Genomic DNA, 23290 nt, shown 5'->3' on the forward strand with positions numbered 1-23290 from the left:
ACTCGATGAACAAACTGCATATGATCGCCAAAGGTGTGGCGCCAGTGTTGGCAGCCTTGCTGATGACCGCATGCGCCGCGCCTGAATTCAAGCAGCCTGCGATGGACGTGCCGACCGCGTTCAAGGAATCGCAGGTACCTGATGCGCCTGCGCCGGTGAAGACCGCGGCCGACGGCAGCACCTGGAAACAGGCGCAAGCCGCCGAGGCGCAGCCGCGCGGCGAATGGTGGCTGGCTTTCAACGATCCAGCCCTGAATGAGCTGATCGCCGAAGCCACCAGGGCCAACGCCAACCTGGCGGTGGCCGCCGCCCGCGTCAAGCAGGCCCGCGCCATCGCCGGCATCGCCGAGGCGGACCGCATTCCGCAAGTGGGTGTCAACGCCGGCGCCCAGCGTCAGCGCCAGTCCGACGTGGCGCTCGGCCTGCCGGCAGGTACGCCGGTCGCTCCGGGCAACGTGTTCAGCGCCAACCTGACGGCCAGCTACGAGGTCGACCTGTTCGGCCGCGTATCGTCGAACGTCAGCGCGGCCCGCAACGACGCCGCCTCGGTTGAAGCGACGTACCGCTCCGTGCTGCTGTCGGTGCAAGCCGACGTGGCGCAGACATACTTCCGTCTGCGCGCCACCGACGCCGAGCTGGAAACGCTGAACCGCACGGTGCAGACCCGCGAAGAAAACGTCAAGGTCAACCAGCGTCGCTTCGACCTGGGCGACATCGGCGAATTCGATCTGTCGCGCGCCAAGACCGAACTGGCGACCTCGCGCGCCGAAGCCATCGGCCTGCAACGTCAGCGTGTGACGACCGAGCATGCACTGGCGGTCCTGCTGGGCAAACCGGCGGCCAGCTACACGGCCGGCGCCAGCCCGCTGCTCGATACGTCGCTGCTGCCGGTGATCCCGGCCGGCATGCCGTCGTCGCTGCTGGAGCGCCGTCCGGACATCGCTTCGGCGCAGCGCGCGATGGAGGCGTCCAACGCCCGCATCGGTGTGGCCAAGTCGGCGATGTTCCCGGCGCTGACGCTGAACGCGGCCGCCGGCGGCACGTCCGGCAACACCGTTGCGGACGTGTTCAAGTGGAGCAGCCGTTCGTGGGTGCTGGGTGCGCTGATGTCGATGCCGTTGATCGACGGCGGCCGCAACAAGGCCAACATCACGCGTAGCGAAGCCGCGCTGGAAGAATCGGTCGGCACTTATCGCCAGAGCGTGCTGGTGGCTTTCGCGGAAGTGGAAGACAACCTGGCGGGCCTGCGCATCCTGGCTGGCCAGACCGCGCAGATCGAAGACGCGGTGGTGTCGGCACGCCGTTCCGCCGACCTGGCGCAGAAGCTGTACACGGCCGGCCGTTCGAGCTATCTCGACTTGCTGGACGCGCAGCGCAACCTGGCGGCGGTGGAACGCAGCGCGGTGCAACTGCGCGGCAATCGCGCGGTGACCACGGTGGCGTTGATCCGCTCGCTGGGCGGCGGCTGGGATGGCGCGAAGGCGCCGGAGAAAGTTGCGCAGCGATAAGCTGGATCGGCAATAAAAAAGCCTGTGTTCGCGTGAGCGGCACAGGCTTTTTTTTATGCGGCGCGCCGGGCGCGCCGCAATGGGGTCGTGCTTACTTGGTCACGACTGGAGCCGGGGTTGCTGCGGCTTCGGCTTTCTCTGCCTTGGCGTGGGCTTTGGCTTTGGTCTTGGTGGCCTTGGCGTGAGCGTCTGCCTTGTCGGCTTTCTCATCGGCCTTGGCGACGGTGACGTCTTTCTTGGCTTCGGCGGCTACCTTGGCGGTTTTTGCCTCGGCTTTGACATCAGCCTTGGTTTCTTTCGCTTCGGCTTTGGCGACGGTCTTGGTTTCTTTGGCTTCAGCTTTGGCAGCGGCAGGCGTAGCAGCCGGGGTGGTGGCTGGGGTGGTAGCCGGGGTCTGTGCAAAAGCTGCGGTAGCGAACAGGCCGGCGATCAGGGTAGCGATAAGTTTGTTCATGATGAAATCCTCATTCAGGTTGATTTAGAGCCGGGACAATTCCCGTGTCACTGAGCGAAAAACGCGCCCCGGAAGCATCCCGTTGACGGGCTTTACATTCACTTACAAGCTCTCCAGATTGCTTACATGTTCGTGACCGCACGGAACGCGGCGCGGCGCGGGGCTACGCTGGCTGCATGAGAGACTCGCTTAAAACCTACAAGGCCAAGCGCAACTTCGCCGTCACGCCCGAGCCAGCGGAAGGCGGCGAGGAGGGCGGCGAGGCGCGCACCTTCGTCATTCAAAAGCACTGGGCCAGCCGCCTGCACTACGATTTCCGGCTGGAGCTCGACGGCGTGATGATGAGCTGGGCCGTGCCGAAAGGGCCCAGCTACGATACGCACGACAAGCGCATGGCGGTGCATGTGGAGGACCATCCGATTTCGTACAACGATTTCGAAGGCACGATACCGCCCAAACAGTACGGCGCCGGCAAGGTGATTATCTGGGACAAGGGCCTGTGGCGGCCGCTGGACGATCCGCACAAGGCGCTGGCGGCGGGGAACCTGAAGTTCGAGCTGCAAGGCCACAAGATGCACGGCAAGTGGGTGCTGGTGCGGATGAAGGGCAAGGGCGAGAAGCAGGAGCCGTGGCTGCTGATCAAGGAAAAGGACGACTACGCGCGGCCGGCCGACGAGTTCAGCGTGGTGGACGAGATGCCGGACAGCGTCAAGTCGCTGCCGCTGCCCGCATCCGCGCCTGCGCCTGCGCAAGCCGCTGTCGAGGCGCCCAAGGCGGCGCTGCCCGAGTCGCTGTCGCCGCAACTGGCGACGCTGGTCGATGCGCCGCCGTCGTCGCCGGAGGACTGGATCTTCGAGATCAAGTTCGACGGCTACCGGTTGTTGGCGCGTGTCGACGGCATGGAAATCCGCCTGATCACCCGCAACGGCAACGACTGGACGCACAAGCTGCAAACCCTGCACGACGCGCTCGCCAAAATGAAGCTGCCCGACGGCTGGTACGACGGCGAAATCGTGGTCCACGACGACAACGGCCGTCCGGACTTCGGCCTGCTGCAAAACGCCTTCGACGAGAACAACCCCGGCGAGATCGTCTACTTCCTGTTCGATATCCCGTTCCACAACGGCCGCGACCTGCGCGACACGCCGCTGGAGGCACGCCGCGCCATCCTGCGGGAGGTGCTGGACCAGCGCCCGTCGGACAGCGTCCGCTACAGCGCCACGATGGACGCGACGCCGCAGGAAATCATCGCCGCCGCCTGCCGCATGGGGCTGGAAGGCATCATCGGCAAGCGCCGCGACGCCCGCTACAGCTCGCGGCGCAGCGGCACGTGGATCAAGCTCAAATGCGGCCAGCGCCAGGAATTCGTCATCGGCGGCTACACCGATCCGCAAGGTTCGCGCAGCGGCTTCGGCTCGCTGCTGCTCGGTACCTACGACAAGGACGGTAAACTGCAATATGCCGGCAATGTCGGCAGCGGCTTCGACGCCGCCACGCTGCGCGAAGTAAAAAGTAAAATGGACAAGCTGGCCTCCGACAAAAGCCCGTTCGCCCCGAACCGCGAAATCGACAAGAAAGCCCACTGGCTCAAACCCGCCCTGGTGGCGGAAGTGAGCTTCGGCGAATGGACGCATTCCGGCTCGATCCGCCACGCGGTATTCAAGGGACTGCGCAAGGATAAAAAGGCCGGCACCATCATCCGTGAAGTACCGGCTCATCTAAAGGAGAAACCGGACATGCAGCCAGCTAGCACCGTACAGGGAAAACTGCCCGCCTCGCTCAAAGTGACCAATCCCGACCGCGTGATCGACAAGGAAAGCGGCGCCACCAAGATCGCGCTGGTGCGCTATTACGCGCTGGTCGGTGCGCTGATGCTGCCGCATCTGAAGGGCCGTCCGGTCTCGCTGGTGCGCGCGCCGGCCGGCGTGGGCGGCGAGCTGTTTTTCCAGAAGCACGCCGAGACCGACAAGCTGCCCGGCGTGAAGCGGCTCGATCCCGCGCTCGATCCCGACCATCCGCCGATGCTGGAAGTATCGACCGAGCAGGGCTTGCTGTCGGCGGCGCAGTGGAACGTGGTGGAGCTGCACACGCAGAACGCCAGCGCCTCCAACTACGAGAAGCCGAACCGCATGGTGTTCGATCTCGATCCCGGCAAGAACGTGACGTGGGCGCAGGTGCAGGAGGGCGCGCTGCTGCTGCGCGCCTTGCTCGATCATCTGGGTTTGCCGTCGTTCCTGAAAACCAGCGGCGGCAAGGGCCTGCATGTGGTGGTGCCGGTCAAGCCGGGCTACGGCTGGGACGACGTCAAGGCGTTTTCGCAGGCGATTGTGGCGCACATGGCACACAACATCCCGGAGCGCTTCGTGCTGAAGAGCGGCCCGCGCAACCGCGTCGGCAAGATTTTCATCGACTATCTGCGCAACGGTCGCGGCGCCACCACGGTCGCCGCCTGGTCGGCGCGCACGCGGCCAGGTTTGGGCATTTCGGTTCCGGTGAGGTGGGAAGAGCTGGCCGGCCTGCACAGCGCCGACCAATGGAACGTCGCCAATGTCCACACCCGGCTCGATGTGGGCAACGCGCCCTGGGATGACTACGCCAAATCGGCCAAGGGACTGGCGTCGGCGATGAGGCAGATAGGCTTCAAGCCCGGCGCCTGATCGGCGCTGCGGCCTTGGACACAGCCGGCTTGGCGGCGGTCTTTGCTGTCGCGGACGTTTTCGCTGCCGGTTTTGCAGCCGATTTTGCAGCCGGCTTGGCGTGCGCCCCACTACTGCCGCTCTTGGCGGCAGGGCGCTTGCCCAGACTGTCCTGCAGCAGCGCCACCAGATCGACCACGTTGGACGACTTGGGCGCCTTGGCCTCCGGTTCTGCTGCGGTGATGGTCTTGGTCTGTCCGGCCTTGATCTTCTTCTTCACCAGCGCGAGCACATCGTCCTTATAGGTGTCGTGGTATTGCTCCGGTTTCCACTCCTCGCTCATGCCCTCGACCAGCGACAGCGCCATCTGCAGCTCCTTGTCGCTGATGCCGGCCGCTTTCATCGTGGCGGGCGGCAGCTTCAGCTCCGTGGCATCGCGTATCTCCGAAGCGTAGCGCAGCGTGTTGAGCACGATCTTGTCCTCGACGCACACCAGCGCGCACAGGTGCTGCTTGGTGCGGATCACCACCGTCGCGATGCCGATCTTGCCCGCCTTGCGCAAGGTCTCGCGCAGCAGCGCGTACACCTTGGCGCCGCCGCGCGACGGCGCCAGGTAGTAGGGCTGTTCGTAGTAGGTCAGCGGCACGTCGGCCGCGTCGACGAAGGCCTGGATGTCGATGGTCTGCGTCGCCTCCACATTGGCGCGCTTCAGGTCCTCGTCCGACAGCACGACGTACTCGTTGTCCTCGTACTCATAGCCCTTGACGATGTCGTCCCACGTCACTTCCTTGCCGGTGCTCTTGTTATAGCGCTTGTAGCCGACCGGCGAAAAGTCGCGCCGGTCCAGCATGGTCAGGTCCAGCTCGTGCTCCTGCACCGCCGAATACATCTCGACCGGGATGTGCACCAGCCCGAAGCTGATCGCACCTTTCCACAATGCGCGCGCGGCCATGGCCTACTCGCCGACTGAGCCGGTCACCGGCAGCACGATGCCGCTGATATAGCTGGAGCAGCAGGGCGCCGCCAGGAACACGTAGGCCGGCGACAGCTCCTGCGGCTGCGCGGGCCGGCGCATGTCGGTGTCCTGGCCGAACTGAGCCACCTTCTCGGCCGGCGCGTCGGCGGGATTGAGCGGCGTCCACACCGGCCCCGGCGCGATCGCGTTCACCCGTATGCCTTGCTCCAGCAGGTTCGATGCCAGCGACATCGTGAACGCGTGGATCGCCCCTTTGGTGGTCGAGTAGTCCAGCAGGTGCTTCGAGCCTTTCAACCCGGTGACCGAGCCGGTGTTGATGATGGAGGCGCCGCGCTTCAGATACGGCAGCACCGCCTTGGCCATGTGGAAGTAGCCGTAGACGTTGGTCTTCATGGTCAGGTCGAAACGGTCCTCGGTCAGGTCGGCGAGCTTTTCCGCATGCTCCTGGAAGGCCGCGTTGTTGACCAGGATATCGAGCCGGCCGTAGCGCTCGTGCACCTGCTCGACGGCGTCGCGGCAGAAGGCCGCGTCGCGCACGTCGCCGCGCAGCAGCATGCAGCTCTGGCCCTCGGCCTCCACGTAGCGCTTGGTTTCGTTGGCGTCCTCGTCTTCGTCAAGATAGATGATGGCCACGTCGGCGCCTTCGCGCGCATACAGCACCGCCACCGCGCGGCCGATGCCGGAGTCGCCGCCGGTGATGATGGCCGCCATGCCGGCCAGCTTGCCGCTGCCGCAGTAGTCCGGCGCCAGGAACTCCGGCTTGAGCTGCATCTGCGCCTCGATGCCGGGTTTTTCGAGATGCTGCTCCGGCAGCGGCGTGCCGGGATAGTCGTGTTGCGTGGTCTGCACCGGTCCCTGGCGCTCGCCGATCTGGCTGGCGCGCGGTTCCTGCCGGGCGCGCTGGTCGGACTGGTCCTGGCGCTGCTGGATCTCGCGCTGCATGGCGCCCGCATCGCTCTGGTTCTTGCTGTTTGGCATGATTGTTCTCCTCGACTGCGAAGGAACAGTATTCGCGCCGCGCGCTTCCATGACGGTGCGCTCGTTCACATATGATTAATTTGCGACGCAAACAAGTTTGCCGGGCAATAAACTGATCTTTAATACAAAAAATATTGCTAATTATGAACTTTATGGCACACTAGCGGAAGGGGACGTTTTCATCAAATACAGAAATACGCGGGAGCAACAAATATGGCGGATGTTCAGGGCCGTGCCAGTAGCAGCACAGGTGTATTTTTCAATGCCAGCGGCGAGCGCCGCTCGGAGTTTCAAGCCTGTTGCGGCGAGATGTTCGCGCAGCTGGCGCTGACCGACAGCGTCGACGCGGCGGCCGCCGCGCTGGCCAAGCGCCAGGTCGACCTGCTGGTGCTGGACTTGAACGGCTATGAGCAGATGAGCGAATTGTCCGGTGTCGGTGCGCTGATCCGCGCCCACGCCGGCGCGCCGGTGCTGGTGCTGTGCGCCTACGAGCACACTGCGTGGCTGCCGGAGCTGATGGCCTACGGCCAGTTCGACTACCGCATCTGTCCGGTGCTGAACGACGAGTTGCAGCAAGCCGTCGCGCAGGCGCTGGCCCAGCCGGAAGATTCAGCCGCCTTCATGCAGCAGCAATTGCTGGACAAGGAAAAGGAATTGCGCGACCTGCTGGGCGTGCAGCGCAGCCTGCAGCGCGCGCTGGCCAACATCGACAATATCGACGCCATGGCGGGGCAGATCTGCCTGGCGCTGTGCAATTTCCCCGGCGTGCGCCACACGTCGCTGCTGCATATGAAGGAGCGCGGCGACCTGCAACTGGTGGCGCAGGAATCGCGCAACCACCTCGATCTGGCGCGCTTGCTGCAGCGGCGCGACCGCCTGCTGCAATCGCCGCTGCGCGACATCTTCCCGCCGCTGCTGGCCGTGGCGCGCGGCGAGATGGTGCTGCTGGACGCGCCGGAAAAATCCGGCAACCCGGAACTGGCCATGACGCTGCACGACCGCGCCGTGCACATGGTGCTGGCGCTGCCGCTGCGCGCCGAGCCGGGCAGCCCCGAGATGGGCGCGATCTGCCTGATGTTCGACCGCCACATCGTGTTCTCGCGCGAGCAGTTCGCCTGCTTCTCCAGCCTGGCGCAGTTTGTCAGCTTCGGCCTTGGCATGAGCGAATTGAAGCATCGGAACGACGAGTTGAACGGCCAGATCTCGCTGATGAGCACCATCGACAAGCTCACCGGCGCCTCCAACCGCCGCGCCGGCGAAGACTTCCTTGACAATGAAATCCGCCGCGCGCGCCGCTACGCCTTGCCGCTGGCCGTGCTGTCGTTCGAGGTCGCCGCCTTCCATTCCGAAAACGATTTATACGGTTCCCCGGTCGGCGAGCAGACGCTGCGCGCGGTGGCCGACATCGTCAAGGAACGCCTGCGCACCTCGGACCTGCTGGCACGCATGCGCGGTGACGAATTCATGATCGTCGCCACCCACACCGGCGCAGCCGACGCCATGCGCCTGGCCGAGAAGCTGCGCGCCGCCATCGCCGACGCAGACTTGCCGAGCAAGGCCGCCGTCAACGTCAGCCTGGGCATCGCCCAGGTCGGTGCGGACGAGGGCAGCGCCACGGTGCTGGACCGGGTCGACGCGGCGCTGCACCGCGCCAAGCGCGCGGGCCGTAACCTCATCGAGCCGGCTTAAATCCTTTCCATGATGGTCGCGATACCCTGGCCGCCGCCGATGCACTGGGCGGCCAGCGCGTAGCGGCCGCCGGTACGCTCCAGCAGCGACGCCGCCTTGCCGGTGATGCGGGCGCCGGTCGCCCCCAGCGGGTGGCCGATGGCCATGCCGCCGCCATCGATATTCAACACTTCCGGCTTGATCCCCAGTTCGCGCACGCAGGCCAGCGCCTGCGATGCGAACGCCTCGTTGATCTCCGCCACATCGATGTCGCTGGCCTGCAGGCCGGCGATCTTCAGCGCCTTTTGCGTGGCCGGAATCGGGCCGATGCCCATCAGCGCCGGGTCGCATCCCACCGCCGCCATCGCGACGATGCGCGCGCTCGGCTTCAGGCCGTGCTTGCGGGCGAAAGCCTCGCTGGTGACCAGCACCGCCGAGGCGCCGTCCGTCAGCGGCGACGAGGTGCCGGCCGTGACCACGCCATGCTCGGGATCGAACACCGGCTTCAATGACGCCAGCGCTTCCACCGTGGTGCCCGGACGGATGCAGCCGTCTTCGGCGATCACTTCGCCGCTTGCGGTGGCGATCGGCACGATTTCATCCTTCAGCAAGCCCTCGGCGCGGGCCGCGGCGGCCTTCTGGTGCGACTGGAAGGCCAGCAGTTCCTGGTCGGCGCGCGACACCTCGTATTTGCGGGCCACGTTTTCGGCGGTGTCGCCCATGCTGATGTAGGCGTCGGTTTCGGCCAGCAGCGCGGGATTGGGTGAGAAGTTGAAGCCGCCCTGCGGCACCATCGTCATCGATTCGATGCCGACGCACAGATAGGCTTCTCCCAGGCCGGCCTCGATCTGCGCGGCGGCGATGTGGATGGCCGACATCGACGAGCCGCAGAAGCGGTTGACCGTCATGCCGCTGACCTGGTGCGGGAAGCCGGCCAGCAGCGACACGATGCGCGCCAGGTTGTTGCCCTGCGAGGATTCGGGATAGGCGCAACCGAGGATGACGTCGTCCAGCAATGCCGGGTCGAGGCCGGTGCGCTCCATCAAGCCCTTGACCACCTGCGCGCCAAGGTCGTCGGGGCGGACCTCGGCCAGCTTGCCCTTGCGGGCGAAATGGAAGGGCGAACGGGCATAGGCGCTGATAACGGCTTTCATGATGACTCCTTTAAATGATGATCGCAATGATTGATATATTACGCTCGTAATGTATAATGTCAACAGGGATTCAGGAGGAGATGACTATGAAAGTCAGCAGGGAGCAAGTGGCGCTCAACCGCGAGCGCATCATCGAAACGGCCGCGCGGCTGTTCCGTGAAAAGGGCTACGACGGCATCGGCGTGGCCGATCTGATGAAGAGCGCCGGCCTGACGCATGGCGGCTTCTACGGCCATTTCGACTCCAAGGAAGACTTGCTGGCCGAGGCCGCCGCGCATGCGCTGAAAAAATCGGTGCAGCGCTGGGAAGGATATCTGGCCGAAGGGCGCGATACCGCGCTGGAGAAAATCAGCGACGGCTACCTGACCAGGCAGCATTGCGAGCATCCGGAAAAGGGCTGCTCGGTCACCGCGCTTGGAGCGGACATCGCACGCCTCGGGCCCAAGGCGCGTCATGCGCTGACTGAAGGGGCAGTCGGGCAGATGGCGATACTGGAAAAGCTGATGCCGGGTGCCGACGACGCGGAAAGGCGCCGTCAGTCCCTGGCCACCTACGCCTCGATGGTCGGCGCCATCGTGCTGGCGCGCGCCGTCGACGACGAAGCGCTGTCGGCGGAAATCCTGCGGGCGGTGCAGCAATCGCTGCCCGCAGGAGCCTAGCTTACGGGCAGTTGCCGATGATGTAGTAACCGGCCGAGGTCTGCGCCAGCGTGGTGGTGTAGAAGGTGTTGTTCAGCCCCATGTTCTGGTTCGAGCCCTTGGCCAGCGCATAGCCGCCGCTGTTGACCGCGCGGCCCGCCGTCACGTGCGCATAGTTCGACGACGTCGTCGCGCTGCACGTGAAGCCGGACAGCGTGGTGCCCGTCACCGCCGACGACGGCGCGCTCTCATTCCCCGCCGCATAGGACGTCACCGTATAGCTGTAGCTGGTGCTGGCCGCCAGGCCGGTATCGGTGTAGGTGGTGGCGCTGACCGGGCTGGCCGTGACCTTGCCGCCGTTGCGGTACACGTGATAGCCGCTGGCGCCGGAAGCCGCGCTCCACGCCAGCGAGACGCTGCTGGCGGTGGTGCCGCTGACGTTCAAGCCGGTCGGCGTGGTCAGTGGCGGCGGGCTGCCGCTGGTGGTGCCGCTGACCGCCGACGAGGCCGTGCTGCTGGAACCTCCCGACGTCACCGCCTTGACGGTGTAGCTGTAGCTGGTGCCTGCCGCCAGTCCGCTGTCGGTGTAGGCGGTGCCCGCCACCAGTGCGGTGTTGACCTTGGCGCCGCCACGGTACACGTCATATCCCGCCGCCCCCGTCACGCCGCTCCATGCCAATGCAATCGAACTGTTGGTCACGCCCGTCACCTGCAGGCCGGTGGGCGCGGGCAGGGCGGCAAAGCCGCTGGTCACACGGTCGACCATGGCCTTGACCGCGGCCATCTGGCGTCCGCTCTTTTTCGCGTAGTTGGCATCGTCGTAGCCCCACCAGTCCCAGCAACCGTTTGGATTGCCGGTGCTGCTGGGCGCCGTCTGCGGATACAGCACCACGATGTTGTTGGTGTCGGCCCATTTGTTATAGCCGGTGTTGCGGTAGTACTGGTCCTGGATCTTGGTCGGATCCTGCTGGCAGCCGTGCAGCACCACGTGCACCTTGCACTGCTGGCCGGCGCCGCAGTTGGCCGGCACATAAGCCCAGCCGCTGGCGGCCATGCCGTGCGTGGTCGGGTTGGCGATGAATTCGGTCTGGTTGAACTCGACGAAGCTGCCGCCCAGGGTGCCGGTGTTCTTCGCGTTCAGCGTGCCGTAGATCCATTTGAGGATTTCCCCGGCCAGGTCGAAATTGCAGTTGTTGATGTAGGGACTGGCCTTGGTGCTGCAGGCGCTGCCGAAGTAGTCGGTGACCATCGCGTGTTCCGAGGCCACGTTGTTCTTGTAGAAGATGTTGGCGCTGCTGATGTAGTTCTGATAGTAGGTGTTGGCCTCGTTCATCACCAGCTGCTTGACGGTGCTGTCGATCGAGCCCGAGTACAGGTAGACCTTGGAGTTGGCCAGGTTGCTGGTGGCGTCGATCAGTCCCTGGCTGGCCCAGCTGTTGGTGGTCGATATCAGACTGGAGGTTGCCGGCTTGCTGGTGCTGGTGGCTGCCATGCAGGGGCCGGTCGCTGTGACCACCGAACCCTGCGCGCAATAGAAAGGTCCGCCGGCGACGACACCGGCGCCGGCCTTGAAGGTGGCCGAGTAAGCCACATGCATTTGCGCCGCCATGAACGCACCGGACGACAGCCCGGAAACCGAGCTTTGCGCGGGATCTACGTTGTAGGACGGCAGGGTGATGGGGGCCGCCATGGCCGTTGCCAGTGGCATCGCATGCTGGCAGGCGGCCAGCATCGAGGTCACGAGAATGCTGCAGATACGGGACTGCCTAACGATATTCGTCATTCGAGGTCTCCTGTTATCGTGTGATGGGCCGCAACGATGGCGGCCATCCGATAGTATTAGAAAACGATTAACGTGGCATAAAACACAGTATTTCTACTGTCTCGCCGCCGCAATACTTGCAAGGAGGATGTCTGTTCGTGCCGCAGCATTGACCGTCAAGCAAGCGGTGACAATCCGCGCATTTTTCGTTTAGGCAAGATGTTATTCTTGCTATTGAGACAAACCGCAGGCCAGCGGCGGCCTGCATGGCTACCTGATAACTATGGAGATAAGCGATGGCAGTTGGGAAATCCTGTACGGAATGTGGCAGTAATGAGCATTTTTCAAAAGAAATCGTTCCGGGTAGCGAGCTACTCCCGGTTGGATTCCTCCATGGGGCCAGGTATCGAGTCGTTGTATGTGGAGATTGCGGGCTCACTCGATGGTTTGTGGTTGAGCGTTTCCTGCCGCTCGTGAAAGAAAAATTTGAAGCGGAAAAGTGATCATAGGACTTAATCAAGGCAATAGATGCTCGGTTGCTAGTCCACACGCACAAAATTTCTTCGGTCTAGCCCAGCCGCAATTCCAGGAATCTCTGAACGCGTCAGCCGGTGGTCACGGCCAAAGACTTTCGTTGTAAGTGGACCAGGAATGCCATAGAGTAAGGCCGTTCTGAGACCTGCCGCGGCGCCAAAAGCCGCCCTGGTCAAAAGTGCGAGGGATATTTTCTCCGCAGTGACATAGTCAAATCGTCGTGTCATCGGGACAGGGTGCGGGAAAGTCCAATTTGATGGCGCCAGATTGGGGGCAAGGGAGGCTGGCATCCCGTAACCATACGAGGAACATCACATGCGTGCCTGGCTTCATGCGCTGCTCCTGTTGTCAGTCGTGCTGGTCTTTGGCGCGTCGTTCGCATTGCTGAGTACGGTCATTGGCATTACGTCGCCGTGGCTTGCATTACTTCTGATGTTCTACTTTCTCGGCATCGCTAAAATTGCCGAGCCGCTGTATGCACTAAGAATGCCTGGCGCGCTTTACCAGCTTCGCTCCTGGGAGCAGAAAGGCGACATCCTCCGCCGGCTTCGCGTTCCCGGCTTTGGCAGAATGCTGCGCCACACGCCGCTACGCTACCTGAACGCCGGTGTATATCTTGCTCAGCAGCGTGGAGATGTCGTGAAGCTTCGTCGTCAGATCGAGTCGTCGGAAGCCGCACATTTCTGGGCTACCGTTCTGTTCACACCGTTTATCGCTGTGGTTGCGCTAAGCGGAAGGTGGGGCTTTGTGGCCTGCTTTTCCTTCGCTCAAGTGCTCGTCAATATCTACCCGATCCTGCACCTGCGCTACATCCGCGGGCGCCTGGACCGGACCACCCGCAGGGTTGCAGATCGTGAGGAAAAGGCCTGGTAACCGATGCCCCAGCTGCCCGCTACGCAGCTGGGGCCGCCGCCGCGTCAGAATCGATGGCGCATGCCGACCTGGATTCCTTTGCTGGCCTCTCCCGGTTTGGAGGTAAATCCGCCCGAGGCGCTGGCGGCGCCAATCGCATACTGGCCATCGCCCTGATTCCTGATGTAGGCCGCCACCATGTACAAATCGGTGCGCTTGGACAGGTTGTGGTCGTAGCCCAGGGCGAACTGGGTGGCGTCGCTGCCGGAAGCAGTCCTGTCGTGCTGGCGCGCCACCGAAGCCATGACGCGCCCGGCGCCCGTCTGGTAGTGGAAGCCGACCTGAGTGCTGGCGGCGTTCAGGTAGAAAGTGCGTGCGAGCGTGCTGTGCAGTTGGCCCGCCAGCACCGGGCCGAGGGCCGGGCCGAAGGCGGCGAAGGCCGGGGCCAGGGCGGCATCGGCGTACAGGATGATCACCGAGTTGTCGTTGCGCTGCTGATGGTAGCCGGCGAACAGTTTCCAGTTGCCGATCTTGTAGGAGCCGCCCAGCGTGGTGGTGATCAGGCCGCGATTGCCAAGTTGATCGCTGCCATGGTTGTAACCGAGGCCGACATCCAGCCCGTTCGCCTTATAGAACAGGTTGGCGCCCCAGGAGCGTTTGTCCATGCCGATATAGCCCGAGTTCTCGGTGCCGTACATCAGCGCGGCACTGATGCCCTTCGGCGATTGCACACGGTATTGTATTGATTTGTCGGAACGGATCGCCACGCCCGCGGTCAGCAAGCCGCCGGTGCCGCCGACGATGCCGCCCCAGCCACCGGCTGTGCCGGTTTCGAACACGTCGGCGTTGGCCAGCACTTCATAGTCGGGTGTGTACATCCGTCCGAGCAGGATGGCGCCGGCCGGCGTCACCAGGCCCACCATCGATGTGCGGTCGAAAATGGCGCCGTTGAGGTTGACGTTGATCGCGGGCTGCAGCGCGCCTTGCACGCCAGCCAGCAGTTTGGCCGCGGTGGCGGCGCCTCCTGCGGCGGCCGGCACGGTGAAGTTCAAGCCTTTGGTCAGGGCGTAACCTTGGTTGCTGGACAAATTGCCCGCCTGATTGCTGCCATTGTCGAGCTGGACGCGCATCTCCAGGTTGAAGACGGCCTTGTAGCCGTCGCCCATGTCTTCCGCACCCTTGAAGCCGAGGCGGGAACCGTCGGCGATGCCGCTGACCAGTTTGGTCCGGGCGTCGTTGCCGCCATTATTCACGTACATCAAACCGGCGTCGGCTATCCCGTAGATCACCACGGATGACTGGGCCAGGGCAGGGGCGGCGCAACATGCCGCGATCATGCCGGCGAGTAATTTTGTTTTCATATGTCTCCAGTAGTGTTTATTTTTGTTTTCGATTTTTAAGATCGAACGTTCGTGCTATTTAGAACGTTTCCTCAATATGCCAGCGCTGTCGCCACTTGTACAGAACGCCGCGCGTGGCGGGAAATTTGGGGTTGTGAAAAAGACACAAGCGCGGTTTGCTATCGTGACAGCACTTGGACTTATGCAATTTTCGTATATATAAGAATAAAAAACGTCTAAGGGCTGGGCCGCCCCGTGCCCGATGACGTAGACTGGCGATATTTCTAGTACTCTGGACGAACAAATGCTGCAATGGTTGAAGCACTACCGGCGCGCCCAGCTGCCTGGCGATATCAGCGCCGGGCTGGTGGTGGCGATGATGATGATCCCGCAGGGCATGGCGTACGCGCTGGTGGCGGGACTGCCGCCGGTGGTCGGCATCTACGCCAGCATCTTGCCGCCCATCGTCTACGCGCTGTTCGGCAGCAGCATGACCCAGTCGGTCGGCCCGATGGCCATCGTTTCGCTGATGACGGCCGCCGTCATCGGCCCGCTGGCGCCGGCCGGATCGGCGCTGGCTTCGGTGCTGGCGGCGCAGCTGGCGCTGGTGTCCGGCGTGGCGCTGCTGCTGTGCGGCTTGCTGCGCATGGGCTTCCTGGCCAATTTCTTTTCCCGTCCCGTGATGAGCGGCTTTACCGTCGGCTCGGCCATCGTCATCGCCTTCGACCAGCTGCACATCCTGCTGGGTGGCGACCTGCCGCATATCCACCTGCCCAGTGCGGAGCTGGGCGTCGGCTCGCTGCTGTTGCTGGTGTTGGCCCGGCAGTATCTGACCGGTCTGCTGAAGCGCTGCGGCGTGCCGGCGACGGTGGCCGATATCGCCGCCAAGCTGGCGCCGATGGTGGTGGTGCTGGGCGCCATCGTGCTGATGGCCGCCACCGGCCTGCCCGAGATGGGCGTGCGCACCACCGGCGCAGTGCCGGCCGGACTGCCACATCTGAACCTGGCCACGTCCAGCGCGCATTGGAAGGCGCTGGTGCAGCCGGGCCTGCTGATCGGTTTCATCGTGTTCCTGATGTCGATGTCGGCGGCGCAGTCGCTGGCGCTCAAGCGCAACGAGAAACTGGTCAGCAACCATGAGCTGATCGGCCTGGGCGCGGCCAATGTGGCCAGCGCACTGTCGGGCGGCTTTCCGGTGACGGGCAGCCTGTCGCGCTCCGCCGTCAATTTCGCCGCCGGCGCCAACACGCCGCTGGCCAGTCTGGTCACGGCCGCGCTGTTGGCCTGCGCGCTGCTGGCGCCGACCGGCTGGCTGGCGCTGCTGCCGTTGCCGACCCTGGCCGCGACCATCATCGTCGCCGTGCTGGGCATGCTGGAACTGGATATCCTGCGCACCGCCTGGCGCTACGACCGCGGCGACGCGCTGGCCTGGGGCGCGACCTGCCTCGGCGTACTGGCGCTGGGTGTGGAGGCGGGCGTGGTGATCGGCGTGGCGCTGTCGATGGGCACGCTGATCTGGCGCGCCAGCCGACCGCACATCGCGGTGCTGGGCCGCATCGCCGGCAGCGAGCATTTCCGCAATATCGAGCGCTATCCGGCCGAAACCCAGCCGGAACTGCTGATGCTGCGCATCGACGCCAACCTGTTCTTCGGCAACGTCGAAGCGGTCTCCGAGCGCATCGAGTCCGAACTGGCCACCCATCCGAGCGCGCGCCACCTGGTGCTGGTGATGACGGCGGTCAGCTCGATCGACACCACCGCGCTGTTCGCGCTGTCGGAATTGAACGATCGCATGAAACGGCGCAATATCGGCCTGCACCTGGCCGAAGTGAAGGGGCCGGTATTGGACCGCTTGCGTCAAAGCACGCTGCTGCAGCAACTCAACGGCCAGCTGTTTTTAAGCACCGCGATGGCCTTCGACCATTTGCATCCTGCCAAGGATGTTGCTTGATCGTGCAAAATATTGCCAATCCTGAAATTAAATCCTTTTGGGCAATAAAATCCATGGACTTCCGGTCGGTTTGAACCTATGATTTAAGTCGCAGCCACGCAGACTAACCCCAAAGAATGGTTTTCCGATGTTGGACCGACTCGCTCGCCGTGCAGGCAGAGTTTCTATTGCCGTATTTGTCAGCGTCACACTGACCGCAGTCGTCACGCTGGTGCTGACCACGTTCGCGCTGTATTTCTACCAGGTCGAGCGCGCCCAGCGCTGGGAGCAGCTGCACAAGACGCTGGCCAACAGCGCCGACGAGCTGGCTTCCGCCGTCGCGCTGCCGGCCTGGAATTTCGACGAAACCCAGATCGTCACCATCATGAAGAGCGGCTTGAGCAACCGCGACCTGTATGCCAGCGCGGTGGCGCCGGCCGCCAGCCGCCAACCCTTCATCCTGACCCGTAACGACAAGGCGCAGCTGGTCGCCGCTGCCCGCGTGCCGGAAAGTCCGGAGCTGCTGTCGGAGACGCGCGCCATCGTCGCCGGCGGCCAGAACATCGGCACCATCACCGTGTACGCCTCGCCGGCGGTGCTGATCGAGCAGTTGCGCCAGCGCCTGTACACCATCGCCGGCATGATCTTCGTACTGGACGTGACGCTGGTGCTCAGCCTTTACCTGCTGCTGTGGCAGCTGATCCTGAAGCCGCTGACCACCATCGAGCGCTACGCCGCCAACGTCAAGGCCGGCCACAGCACGGTCGCGCTGCCGTCCAGCGACTGGTTCTTCGGCGAGCTGAAAACCCTGAGCGCCTCGATCCGCGACATGGTCGGCCTGATGGACAGCCGCTACGTCGCCATGCACGCCAGCGAGGAGCGGCTGCAGATCGCCTCCAGCGCGGCGGCGATCGGCATCTGGGACTGGAACATCGTCACCGGCGAGGTGGTGTGGGACGAGCAGATGTACCGGCTGCACGGCATCGAGGGCCGCAAGGTCGAGCAGCCGCTCGAGCTGTGGCGCCAGCTGATGCATCCGGACGACGCGATTCCGACCGAGGCCCTGCTGCGCCAGGCGCTGGACGGCACGGCCGAATTCGACGTCGAGTTCCGCGTGGTCTGGGCCGACGGCTCGGTGCATCACATCAAGGCCGACGCCATGATCTTCCGCGACGCCGAGGGCCATCCGGCGCGCATGGTCGGCGTCAACTACGACGTCACCGCCAGCCGCGTGGCCGAGCAGGAGCTGCGCCGCCACCGCATCCACCTGGAGGACCTGGTGGCCGAACGCACCAACGCGCTGTCGGTGGCGGTGCGCCAGGCGCAGGCCGCCAACCAGGCCAAGAGCATCTTCCTGGCCAATATGAGCCACGAGTTGCGCACGCCGCTCAATTCGGTCATCGGCTTCTCGCGCCTGATGGCCGACTCGAAGAACATGCTGCCGGAGGAGAAGCGCAACCTGGCCATCATCCACCGCTCCGGCCAGCACCTGCTCACACTGATCAACGACATCCTGGAGCTGTCCAAGATCGAGGCCGGGCGCGCCGTGCTGCAAACGGAAGTGCTCAGCCTGGACGACATGCTGCAGGAAGTGATGGACATGGTCAGCATGCGCGCCGGCCAGACCGGCGTCGAGCTGGAGCTGGACAGCGCCGGGCTGCCGGCCGGCGCCCGCGTCGACGGCACCAAGCTGCGCCAGGTACTGCTTAACCTGATGTCGAACGCGGTCAAGTTCACCGGCCAGGGCAAGGTCACGCTGCGGGTGCGCGGCATCATGCGCAATGTACCGAACGGCGCCCAGTGCCAGGTGGCGTTCGCCGTCATCGACAACGGCCCCGGCATCTCGCTGGAAGACCAGGCGCGCATCTTCGAGCCGTTCATCCAGGCCGAGGGGCCGGGCGCGAACGAGGGCACGGGGCTGGGCCTGACCATCTCGCGCGAATTCGTGCAGCTGATGGGCGGCGACCTGTCGGTGCAGTCGACGGTGGGCGCCGGCGCCACCTTCCAGTTCACCATCGCGGTGCAGGTGGCCGACAGCGCGCTGGCCGACGGCGAGGACGACGAGCAGGTGACGGCGCTGGCGCCGCCGCAGCGCGGCCGCCGCATCCTGGTGGCCGACGACAACGCGGACGGCGCGGCGCTGCTGGACAGCCTGCTCAAGCCCCTGGGCTTCGAGGTGGCCACGGTCGGCGACGGCGCCCAGGCGCTGGCGATGATCGACGTCTGGCAGCCGGACCTGGTGTTCATGGACTGGCGCATGCCGACCATGGACGGCCTGTCCGCCACCCGCCAGATCCGCGCCAACGCCACCGGGCCGCAACCGCGCATCGTGGTGCTGACGGCGTCGGCCTTTGCCGAGGAACGCGAGGAAGCGCTGAACGCCGGCGCCGATGAATTCATGCGCAAGCCGGTGGAGCAGGAGCAGCTGTACGTGGTGCTGGAACAGCAGCTGGGGCTGCAGTTCGTGCGCCGCCATCAGAGTTCGCGCCAGAACCTGCCGCAGCCGCTGTCCGGCGCCGACCTGGCGCGGCTGGCGCCGGAGTTGCGCCAGGAGCTGAAAACCGCGCTACAGGAACTGAACCTGAGCCGCGTGGCGCTGCTGCTGGAACCCTTGCCGGACGAACTGGCGGGCGTGGTCGAACGCTTCGAGCACATGATACGGCTGCACCAGTATCCGCAGCTGTGCGCGCTGCTGGATGAGGCGGGAAACGAACTGGAGGCGCAAGCCTGACAGGTATATGATAATGGCACTGATACGGCGAGAGAGCTTTTAATGCACCGGGATTTGTCGGACCAACACACCAAGGGCGAAGTGCTGATCGTGGAGGACACGCCGGCCTCGCTCAAACTGCTGAGCGACCTGCTGACCGAAGCGGGCTACTACGTGCGCCAGGCGCCCAACGGCGAGCTGGCCCTGTGGACGGCGCAATCGCGCCCGCCGGAGTTGATCCTGCTCGACATCCGCATGCCCGGCATCGACGGCTTCGAGGTGTGCCGGCGCCTGAAAGCGTCGCCGGAGCTGAGCCAGGTGCCGGTGATCTTCCTGTCGGCGCAGCACGACACCGACGACAAGGTGCGCGGCTTTGCGCTGGGCGCGGTCGATTTCATCGCCAAGCCGTTCCAGGCCGAGGAAATCCTGGCCCGCACCGACGCCCACGTCAAGCTGGGCCGCGCCCAGCAGGCGCTGGCCGCCGAACGCGCCTCGCTTGAACAGCGCGTGGCCGAGCGCACCACCGAGCTGGAAGCGCTGACCCGGTCGCTGGAAAAGGAAATCGAACAGCGCCGCGCCAACGAAGAGTTCCTGCGCCTGGCCAGCCAGGTGTTCGAGGCCACGCAAGACGCCATCGTGGTCACCGACCGCGAGGCGCGCATCGTCGCCACCAATCCGGCCTTCACGCAGATTTCCGGCTACAGCGCCGAGGAAGTGGTGGGGCAGAGCGTGGCCCTGCTGCACGCCGGCGATCCGGACGCCAAGTCCTTCGAGCTGATGGTGAGGTCCATGATCAAGACCGGCCACTGGTCCGGCGAGATCCTGGCGCGCCGCAAGAACGGCGACATCTATCCTGGCCTGCTGAGCGCCTCGGTGGTCAAGGACGACGAAGGCCACGTGACCAATCACGTGGCTGTGTTCATGGACATCACCGAGCGCAAGGCGGAGCAGCACCTGATCGACTTCCTGTCCAACCACGACGCGCTGACCGGCCTGCCGAACCGCCTGCTCGCGCGCCAGCGCTTCGACCAGACGCTGGCCGCCGCCCGCCGCGAAAACCGCTGCGTGGCCGTGATGTGCCTGGACCTGGACCGCTTCAAGAGCATCAACGACTCCTACGGCCACGACGTCGGCGACAAGGCGCTGCAGGTGGTGTCGCGCTTCCTCAGCGACACCGTGCGCGAGGGCGACACCGTGACCCGCCAGGGCGGCGACGAATTCCAGATCATCGTGGCGGACGACGCCCAGCTGGGCGCGACCATGGCGCTGGCGCAGAAGATCCTGGCCGGCCTGCGCAAGGAGCTGGTGATCGACGGCCAGCAGATCACCGTCACCTCCAGCATCGGCATCGCCGTCAGCCTGACCGACGGCGACAGCTTCGATGAACTGGTGCGCAACGGCGACACGGCGCTGTTCCGCGCCAAGGAGATCGGCCGCGACAACTACGCCTTCTTCACCGAGCGCATGGACGCGGAGATCCGCGACAAGCTGGCGATCCAGGGCCAGCTGCGCGGCGCCATCGCGCGCGACGAATTCGAGGTGCACTACCAGCCGCAGATGTGCCTCAAGACCGGCAACATGGTCGGCGCCGAGGCGCTGCTGCGCTGGGATAACGCGGTGCTGGGCAAGGTGCCGCCGAACCGTTTCATTCCGCTGGCCGAGGAATATGGCCTGGTCAATTCGATCGGCGAATGGGTGCTGGAGACGGTGTGCGCGCAGATCAAGGTGTGGCATGACCAGGGTCTGGGCGACATCAAGGTGGCCGTCAACCTGGCGGCGGGCCAGTTCGCCAACGACGCCACCGTGCCGTACGTGGAAAGCACGCTGCGCAAGTTCGGCATCGCGCCCGGTTACCTGGGCCTGGAGATCACCGAAGGCACGGTGATGGGCGATCCGAACAAGGCGGTGGCGGCGCTGCGCCGGCTGAAGGACATCGGCGTCAACATTTCGCTGGACGACTTCGGTACCGGCTATTCGAGCCTGAGTTATTTGAAGCGCTTCCCGATCGACGTGCTGAAGATCGACAAATCGTTTGTCGACGACGTGACCACCAACGCCAACGATGCCGCGATCGCGCTGTCGGTCATCTCGCTGGCGCACAACCTGAACATGCGCGTGATCGCGGAGGGTGTCGAAACCCGCGAGCAGGTGCAGTTCCTGACCGAACGCGGTTGCGACGAAATGCAGGGCTATTATTTCAGCCGTCCGGTCAACGCCGAGGCATTTACCGCGCTGCTGCGCGAACACCGCAATCTGCTGGACATGTAATCAACCCATCCCCCTGGAGTTTTATGGACAAGAAGTTCAGTGCCGCCATCGCCGGCGCATGCATGCTGTTAGCCTTGGGCGCCGCGGATGCGGCATCAGCCGCGCCAGCCGCCGTCAAACCCGGCGCTGCCGACGCCCGGTTCAAGGCCATCTACACCCAGGAGTGGAAGTGGCGCATCAGCCAGAAGCAGGAAGAGGACGAGGACGACGACAACGGCGTATCGCCCTCGTTGCCGCGCATCGACGTCGCGACGCAAAAGCAGCGCCTGGCCTACTGGCAGGGCGTGATGAAGAAACTGGACGGCATCCCGCAGGACAAGCTGTCGGCGCCAGAGCGCATCAACTATCAGGTCTACAAGGCGCAGATCGCCGCGCTGATCGCCGGCCAGGAATTCCGCGAATACGAAAAGCCGCTGAACGCCGATTCGGCCTTCTGGTCCAACATGGCGTCCGGCGCGCGCAAGCCGCTGACTACTGAAAAGCAGTATCGCGACTTCCTCAAGCAGCTGGACGATGTGCCGCGCTACTTCAGCGAGGAGATCGACAACATGCGCGCCGGCCTGGCGCGCGGCTTCACGCCGCCGAAGATCACGCTGGTCGGCCGCGATAGCTCGATCACGTCGGTGACCGATGCGAAAACGCCGCAGGACACCGTGTTCTACATGCCGTTCAAGACCATGCCGGCCACCATGCCGGCGGCGCAGCAGGAAGAGCTGCGCGCGGCGGCGGTGAAGGCGATCCAGGCGTCGGTGCTGCCGTCGTATAACAAGCTGCTGAAGTTCATGCGCGAAGAGTATGTGCCGAAAGCGCGCGAGGACCTGGCGGCCGAGAGCCTGCCGAACGGTAAGGCTTACTATCAGTCGAAGATCGTCGAGTTCACCACCACCACGATGAGCGCCGACGAGATCCACAAGATCGGCCTGAGCGAAATGGCCAAGATCCGCGCCGAGATGCAGGACGTGATCAAGCAAACCGGCTTCGAGGGCGAGCTGCCGGCCTTCCTGCAGTTCCTGCGTACCGATTCACGCTTCTACGCCAAGACGCCGGAAGAGCTGCTGATGCGCTCCGCCTGGGTCGCCAAGAAGTTCGACGGCAAGGTCGGCCAGTACTTCGGCTACCTGCCGCGCCGCCGCTTCGCCGTGATCCCGGTGCCGGACGACCAGGCGCCGTTCTACACCTCCGGCCGAGGCGGTCCCGGCGTCTACCTGGTCAACACCTACAACCTGCCGGCACGCGCGCTGTACTCGATGCCGGCGCTGACGTTGCACGAATCGGCGCCGGGCCATGCGTTCCAGATGCCGGTGGCGATGGAGCAGAAGGGCCGTCCGCCGTTCCGCAACGCCTATATTTCTGCCTACGGAGAAGGCTGGGCGCTCTACTGCGAGCGCCTCGGCGCCGAGATGGGCATGTACGAAACGCCGTACGAAACCTTCGGCATGCTGAGCTACCAGGCCTGGCGGGCTTCGCGCCTGGTGGTCGATACCGGCATCCACAGCAAGGGCTGGACCCGAAAGCAGGCGCAGGACTATTTGCACGACAACACCGCGCTGTCCGAGCATGAAATCGAGACGGAGGTGGACCGCTACATTTCCTGGCCGGGCCAGGCGCTGTCGTACTACCTGGGCGAGATGAGCATCATCAACGCGCGCAAGAAGGCCGAGGCGGCGCTGGGCGGCAAGTTCGATATCCGCGCCTTCCACGACACCGTGCTGCAACTGGGCTCTGTGCCGCTGCCGGTGCTGGAGGCGCGTATCGACCTGTTTATCGCGGAAGGCGGCAAGAGCCCCTATCCGAACCAGGACTAACATTACACGTAACGTAATGTAGTCGTGACAATGTGCGCATTTCAGGCGAAGTTGGGCAGGTACAATCGCGAACCTGT

General features: G+C 64.4%; 15 protein-coding genes. 9 read left to right on the plus strand and 6 right to left on the minus strand.

The genetic code is table 11. The annotated features are described in order from the left end of the window. Positions 1-5 precede the first annotated feature (5 nt). On the plus strand, positions 6-1508 hold the full coding sequence (locus ACCD07_RS25910) for an efflux transporter outer membrane subunit (protein ID WP_176650112.1): 1503 nt from the start codon (positions 6-8) through the stop codon (positions 1506-1508). 91 nt (positions 1509-1599) lie between these two features. Here ACCD07_RS25910 and ACCD07_RS25915 read toward each other — a convergent pair whose 3' ends face one another. Beyond that, positions 1600-1962: a hypothetical protein gene (locus ACCD07_RS25915; RefSeq protein ID WP_176650113.1), complete on the minus strand. Its 363-nt coding sequence runs from the start codon at positions 1960-1962 to the stop codon at positions 1600-1602. Between the two features lie 176 nt (positions 1963-2138). Here ACCD07_RS25915 and ligD point away from each other — a divergent pair, with 176 nt between their 5' ends. Further along, positions 2139-4619, plus strand: coding sequence for a DNA ligase D (ligD, locus tag ACCD07_RS25920; protein WP_413448992.1), 2481 nt, complete (start codon positions 2139-2141; stop codon positions 4617-4619). On the opposite strand, the gene ACCD07_RS25925 is transcribed toward ligD, so the two are convergent. Further along, complete coding sequence (locus ACCD07_RS25925) at positions 4603-5550, minus strand: Ku protein (RefSeq protein WP_413448993.1); 948 nt, start codon at positions 5548-5550, stop codon at positions 4603-4605. The two genes, ligD and ACCD07_RS25925, sit on opposite strands and share 17 nt — an antisense overlap. A gap of 3 nt (positions 5551-5553) precedes the next feature. Continuing rightward, complete coding sequence (locus ACCD07_RS25930) at positions 5554-6552, minus strand: SDR family oxidoreductase (RefSeq protein ID WP_353404953.1); 999 nt, start codon at positions 6550-6552, stop codon at positions 5554-5556. A gap of 213 nt (positions 6553-6765) precedes the next feature. Here ACCD07_RS25930 and ACCD07_RS25935 point away from each other — a divergent pair, with 213 nt between their 5' ends. Further along, the gene (locus tag ACCD07_RS25935) at positions 6766-8241 is read left to right on the plus strand and encodes a GGDEF domain-containing protein (RefSeq protein WP_413448994.1); all 1476 of its coding nucleotides are present in this window, start codon (positions 6766-6768) and stop codon (positions 8239-8241) included. Here the strand turns inward: ACCD07_RS25935 and ACCD07_RS25940 are convergent. Continuing rightward, a complete protein-coding gene (locus ACCD07_RS25940) occupies positions 8238-9374 on the minus strand; it encodes a thiolase family protein (RefSeq protein WP_413448995.1) in 1137 nt (378 codons plus the stop codon). The genes ACCD07_RS25935 and ACCD07_RS25940 overlap by 4 nt on opposite strands. Before the next feature lie 86 nt (positions 9375-9460). On the opposite strand from ACCD07_RS25940, the gene ACCD07_RS25945 reads away from it, so the two are divergent. Then, entirely contained in the window at positions 9461-10033 is a 573-nt protein-coding gene (locus tag ACCD07_RS25945) for a TetR/AcrR family transcriptional regulator (RefSeq protein WP_413448996.1), read from the plus strand. Position 10034: 1 nt separating this feature from the next. Here the strand turns inward: ACCD07_RS25945 and ACCD07_RS25950 are convergent, their stop codons facing one another. Next, positions 10035-11795 carry a fibronectin type III domain-containing protein gene (locus ACCD07_RS25950; RefSeq protein WP_413448997.1) on the minus strand — a complete coding sequence of 587 codons (1761 nt, stop codon included), beginning with the start codon at positions 11793-11795 and terminating at the stop codon, positions 10035-10037. A gap of 828 nt (positions 11796-12623) precedes the next feature. Between ACCD07_RS25950 and ACCD07_RS25955 the strand changes: the two genes are divergently transcribed. Beyond that, positions 12624-13181 (plus strand): hypothetical protein, encoded by a 558-nt coding sequence (locus ACCD07_RS25955; RefSeq protein WP_413448998.1) that lies wholly within the window; start codon positions 12624-12626, stop codon positions 13179-13181. Between the two features lie 44 nt (positions 13182-13225). On the opposite strand, the gene ACCD07_RS25960 is transcribed toward ACCD07_RS25955, so the two are convergent. Further along, positions 13226-14521 carry a porin gene (locus tag ACCD07_RS25960; protein WP_413448999.1) on the minus strand — a complete coding sequence of 432 codons (1296 nt, stop codon included), beginning with the start codon at positions 14519-14521 and terminating at the stop codon, positions 13226-13228. Between the two features lie 283 nt (positions 14522-14804). Between ACCD07_RS25960 and ACCD07_RS25965 the strand changes: the two genes are divergently transcribed. The 4 genes from ACCD07_RS25965 to ACCD07_RS25980 all read left to right on the plus strand — a co-directional run bounded on the left by ACCD07_RS25965 (position 14805) and on the right by ACCD07_RS25980 (position 23213). After that, a complete protein-coding gene (locus ACCD07_RS25965; RefSeq protein WP_413449000.1) occupies positions 14805-16451 on the plus strand; it encodes a SulP family inorganic anion transporter in 1647 nt (548 codons plus the stop codon). A gap of 211 nt (positions 16452-16662) precedes the next feature. Further along, on the plus strand, positions 16663-19161 hold the full coding sequence (locus ACCD07_RS25970) for an ATP-binding protein (protein ID WP_413449001.1): 2499 nt from the start codon (positions 16663-16665) through the stop codon (positions 19159-19161). Positions 19162-19203: 42 nt separating this feature from the next. Next, entirely contained in the window at positions 19204-21408 is a 2205-nt protein-coding gene (locus ACCD07_RS25975; RefSeq protein WP_176650125.1) for an EAL domain-containing protein, read from the plus strand. 23 nt (positions 21409-21431) lie between these two features. Beyond that, positions 21432-23213 (plus strand): DUF885 domain-containing protein, encoded by a 1782-nt coding sequence (locus ACCD07_RS25980; RefSeq protein WP_413449002.1) that lies wholly within the window; start codon positions 21432-21434, stop codon positions 23211-23213. The last annotated feature ends 77 nt before the right edge of the window (positions 23214-23290 follow it).

This window comes from Duganella sp. Dugasp56 (assembly GCF_047304105.1).
Classification (GTDB): domain Bacteria; phylum Pseudomonadota; class Gammaproteobacteria; order Burkholderiales; family Burkholderiaceae_D; genus Rugamonas; species Rugamonas hordei.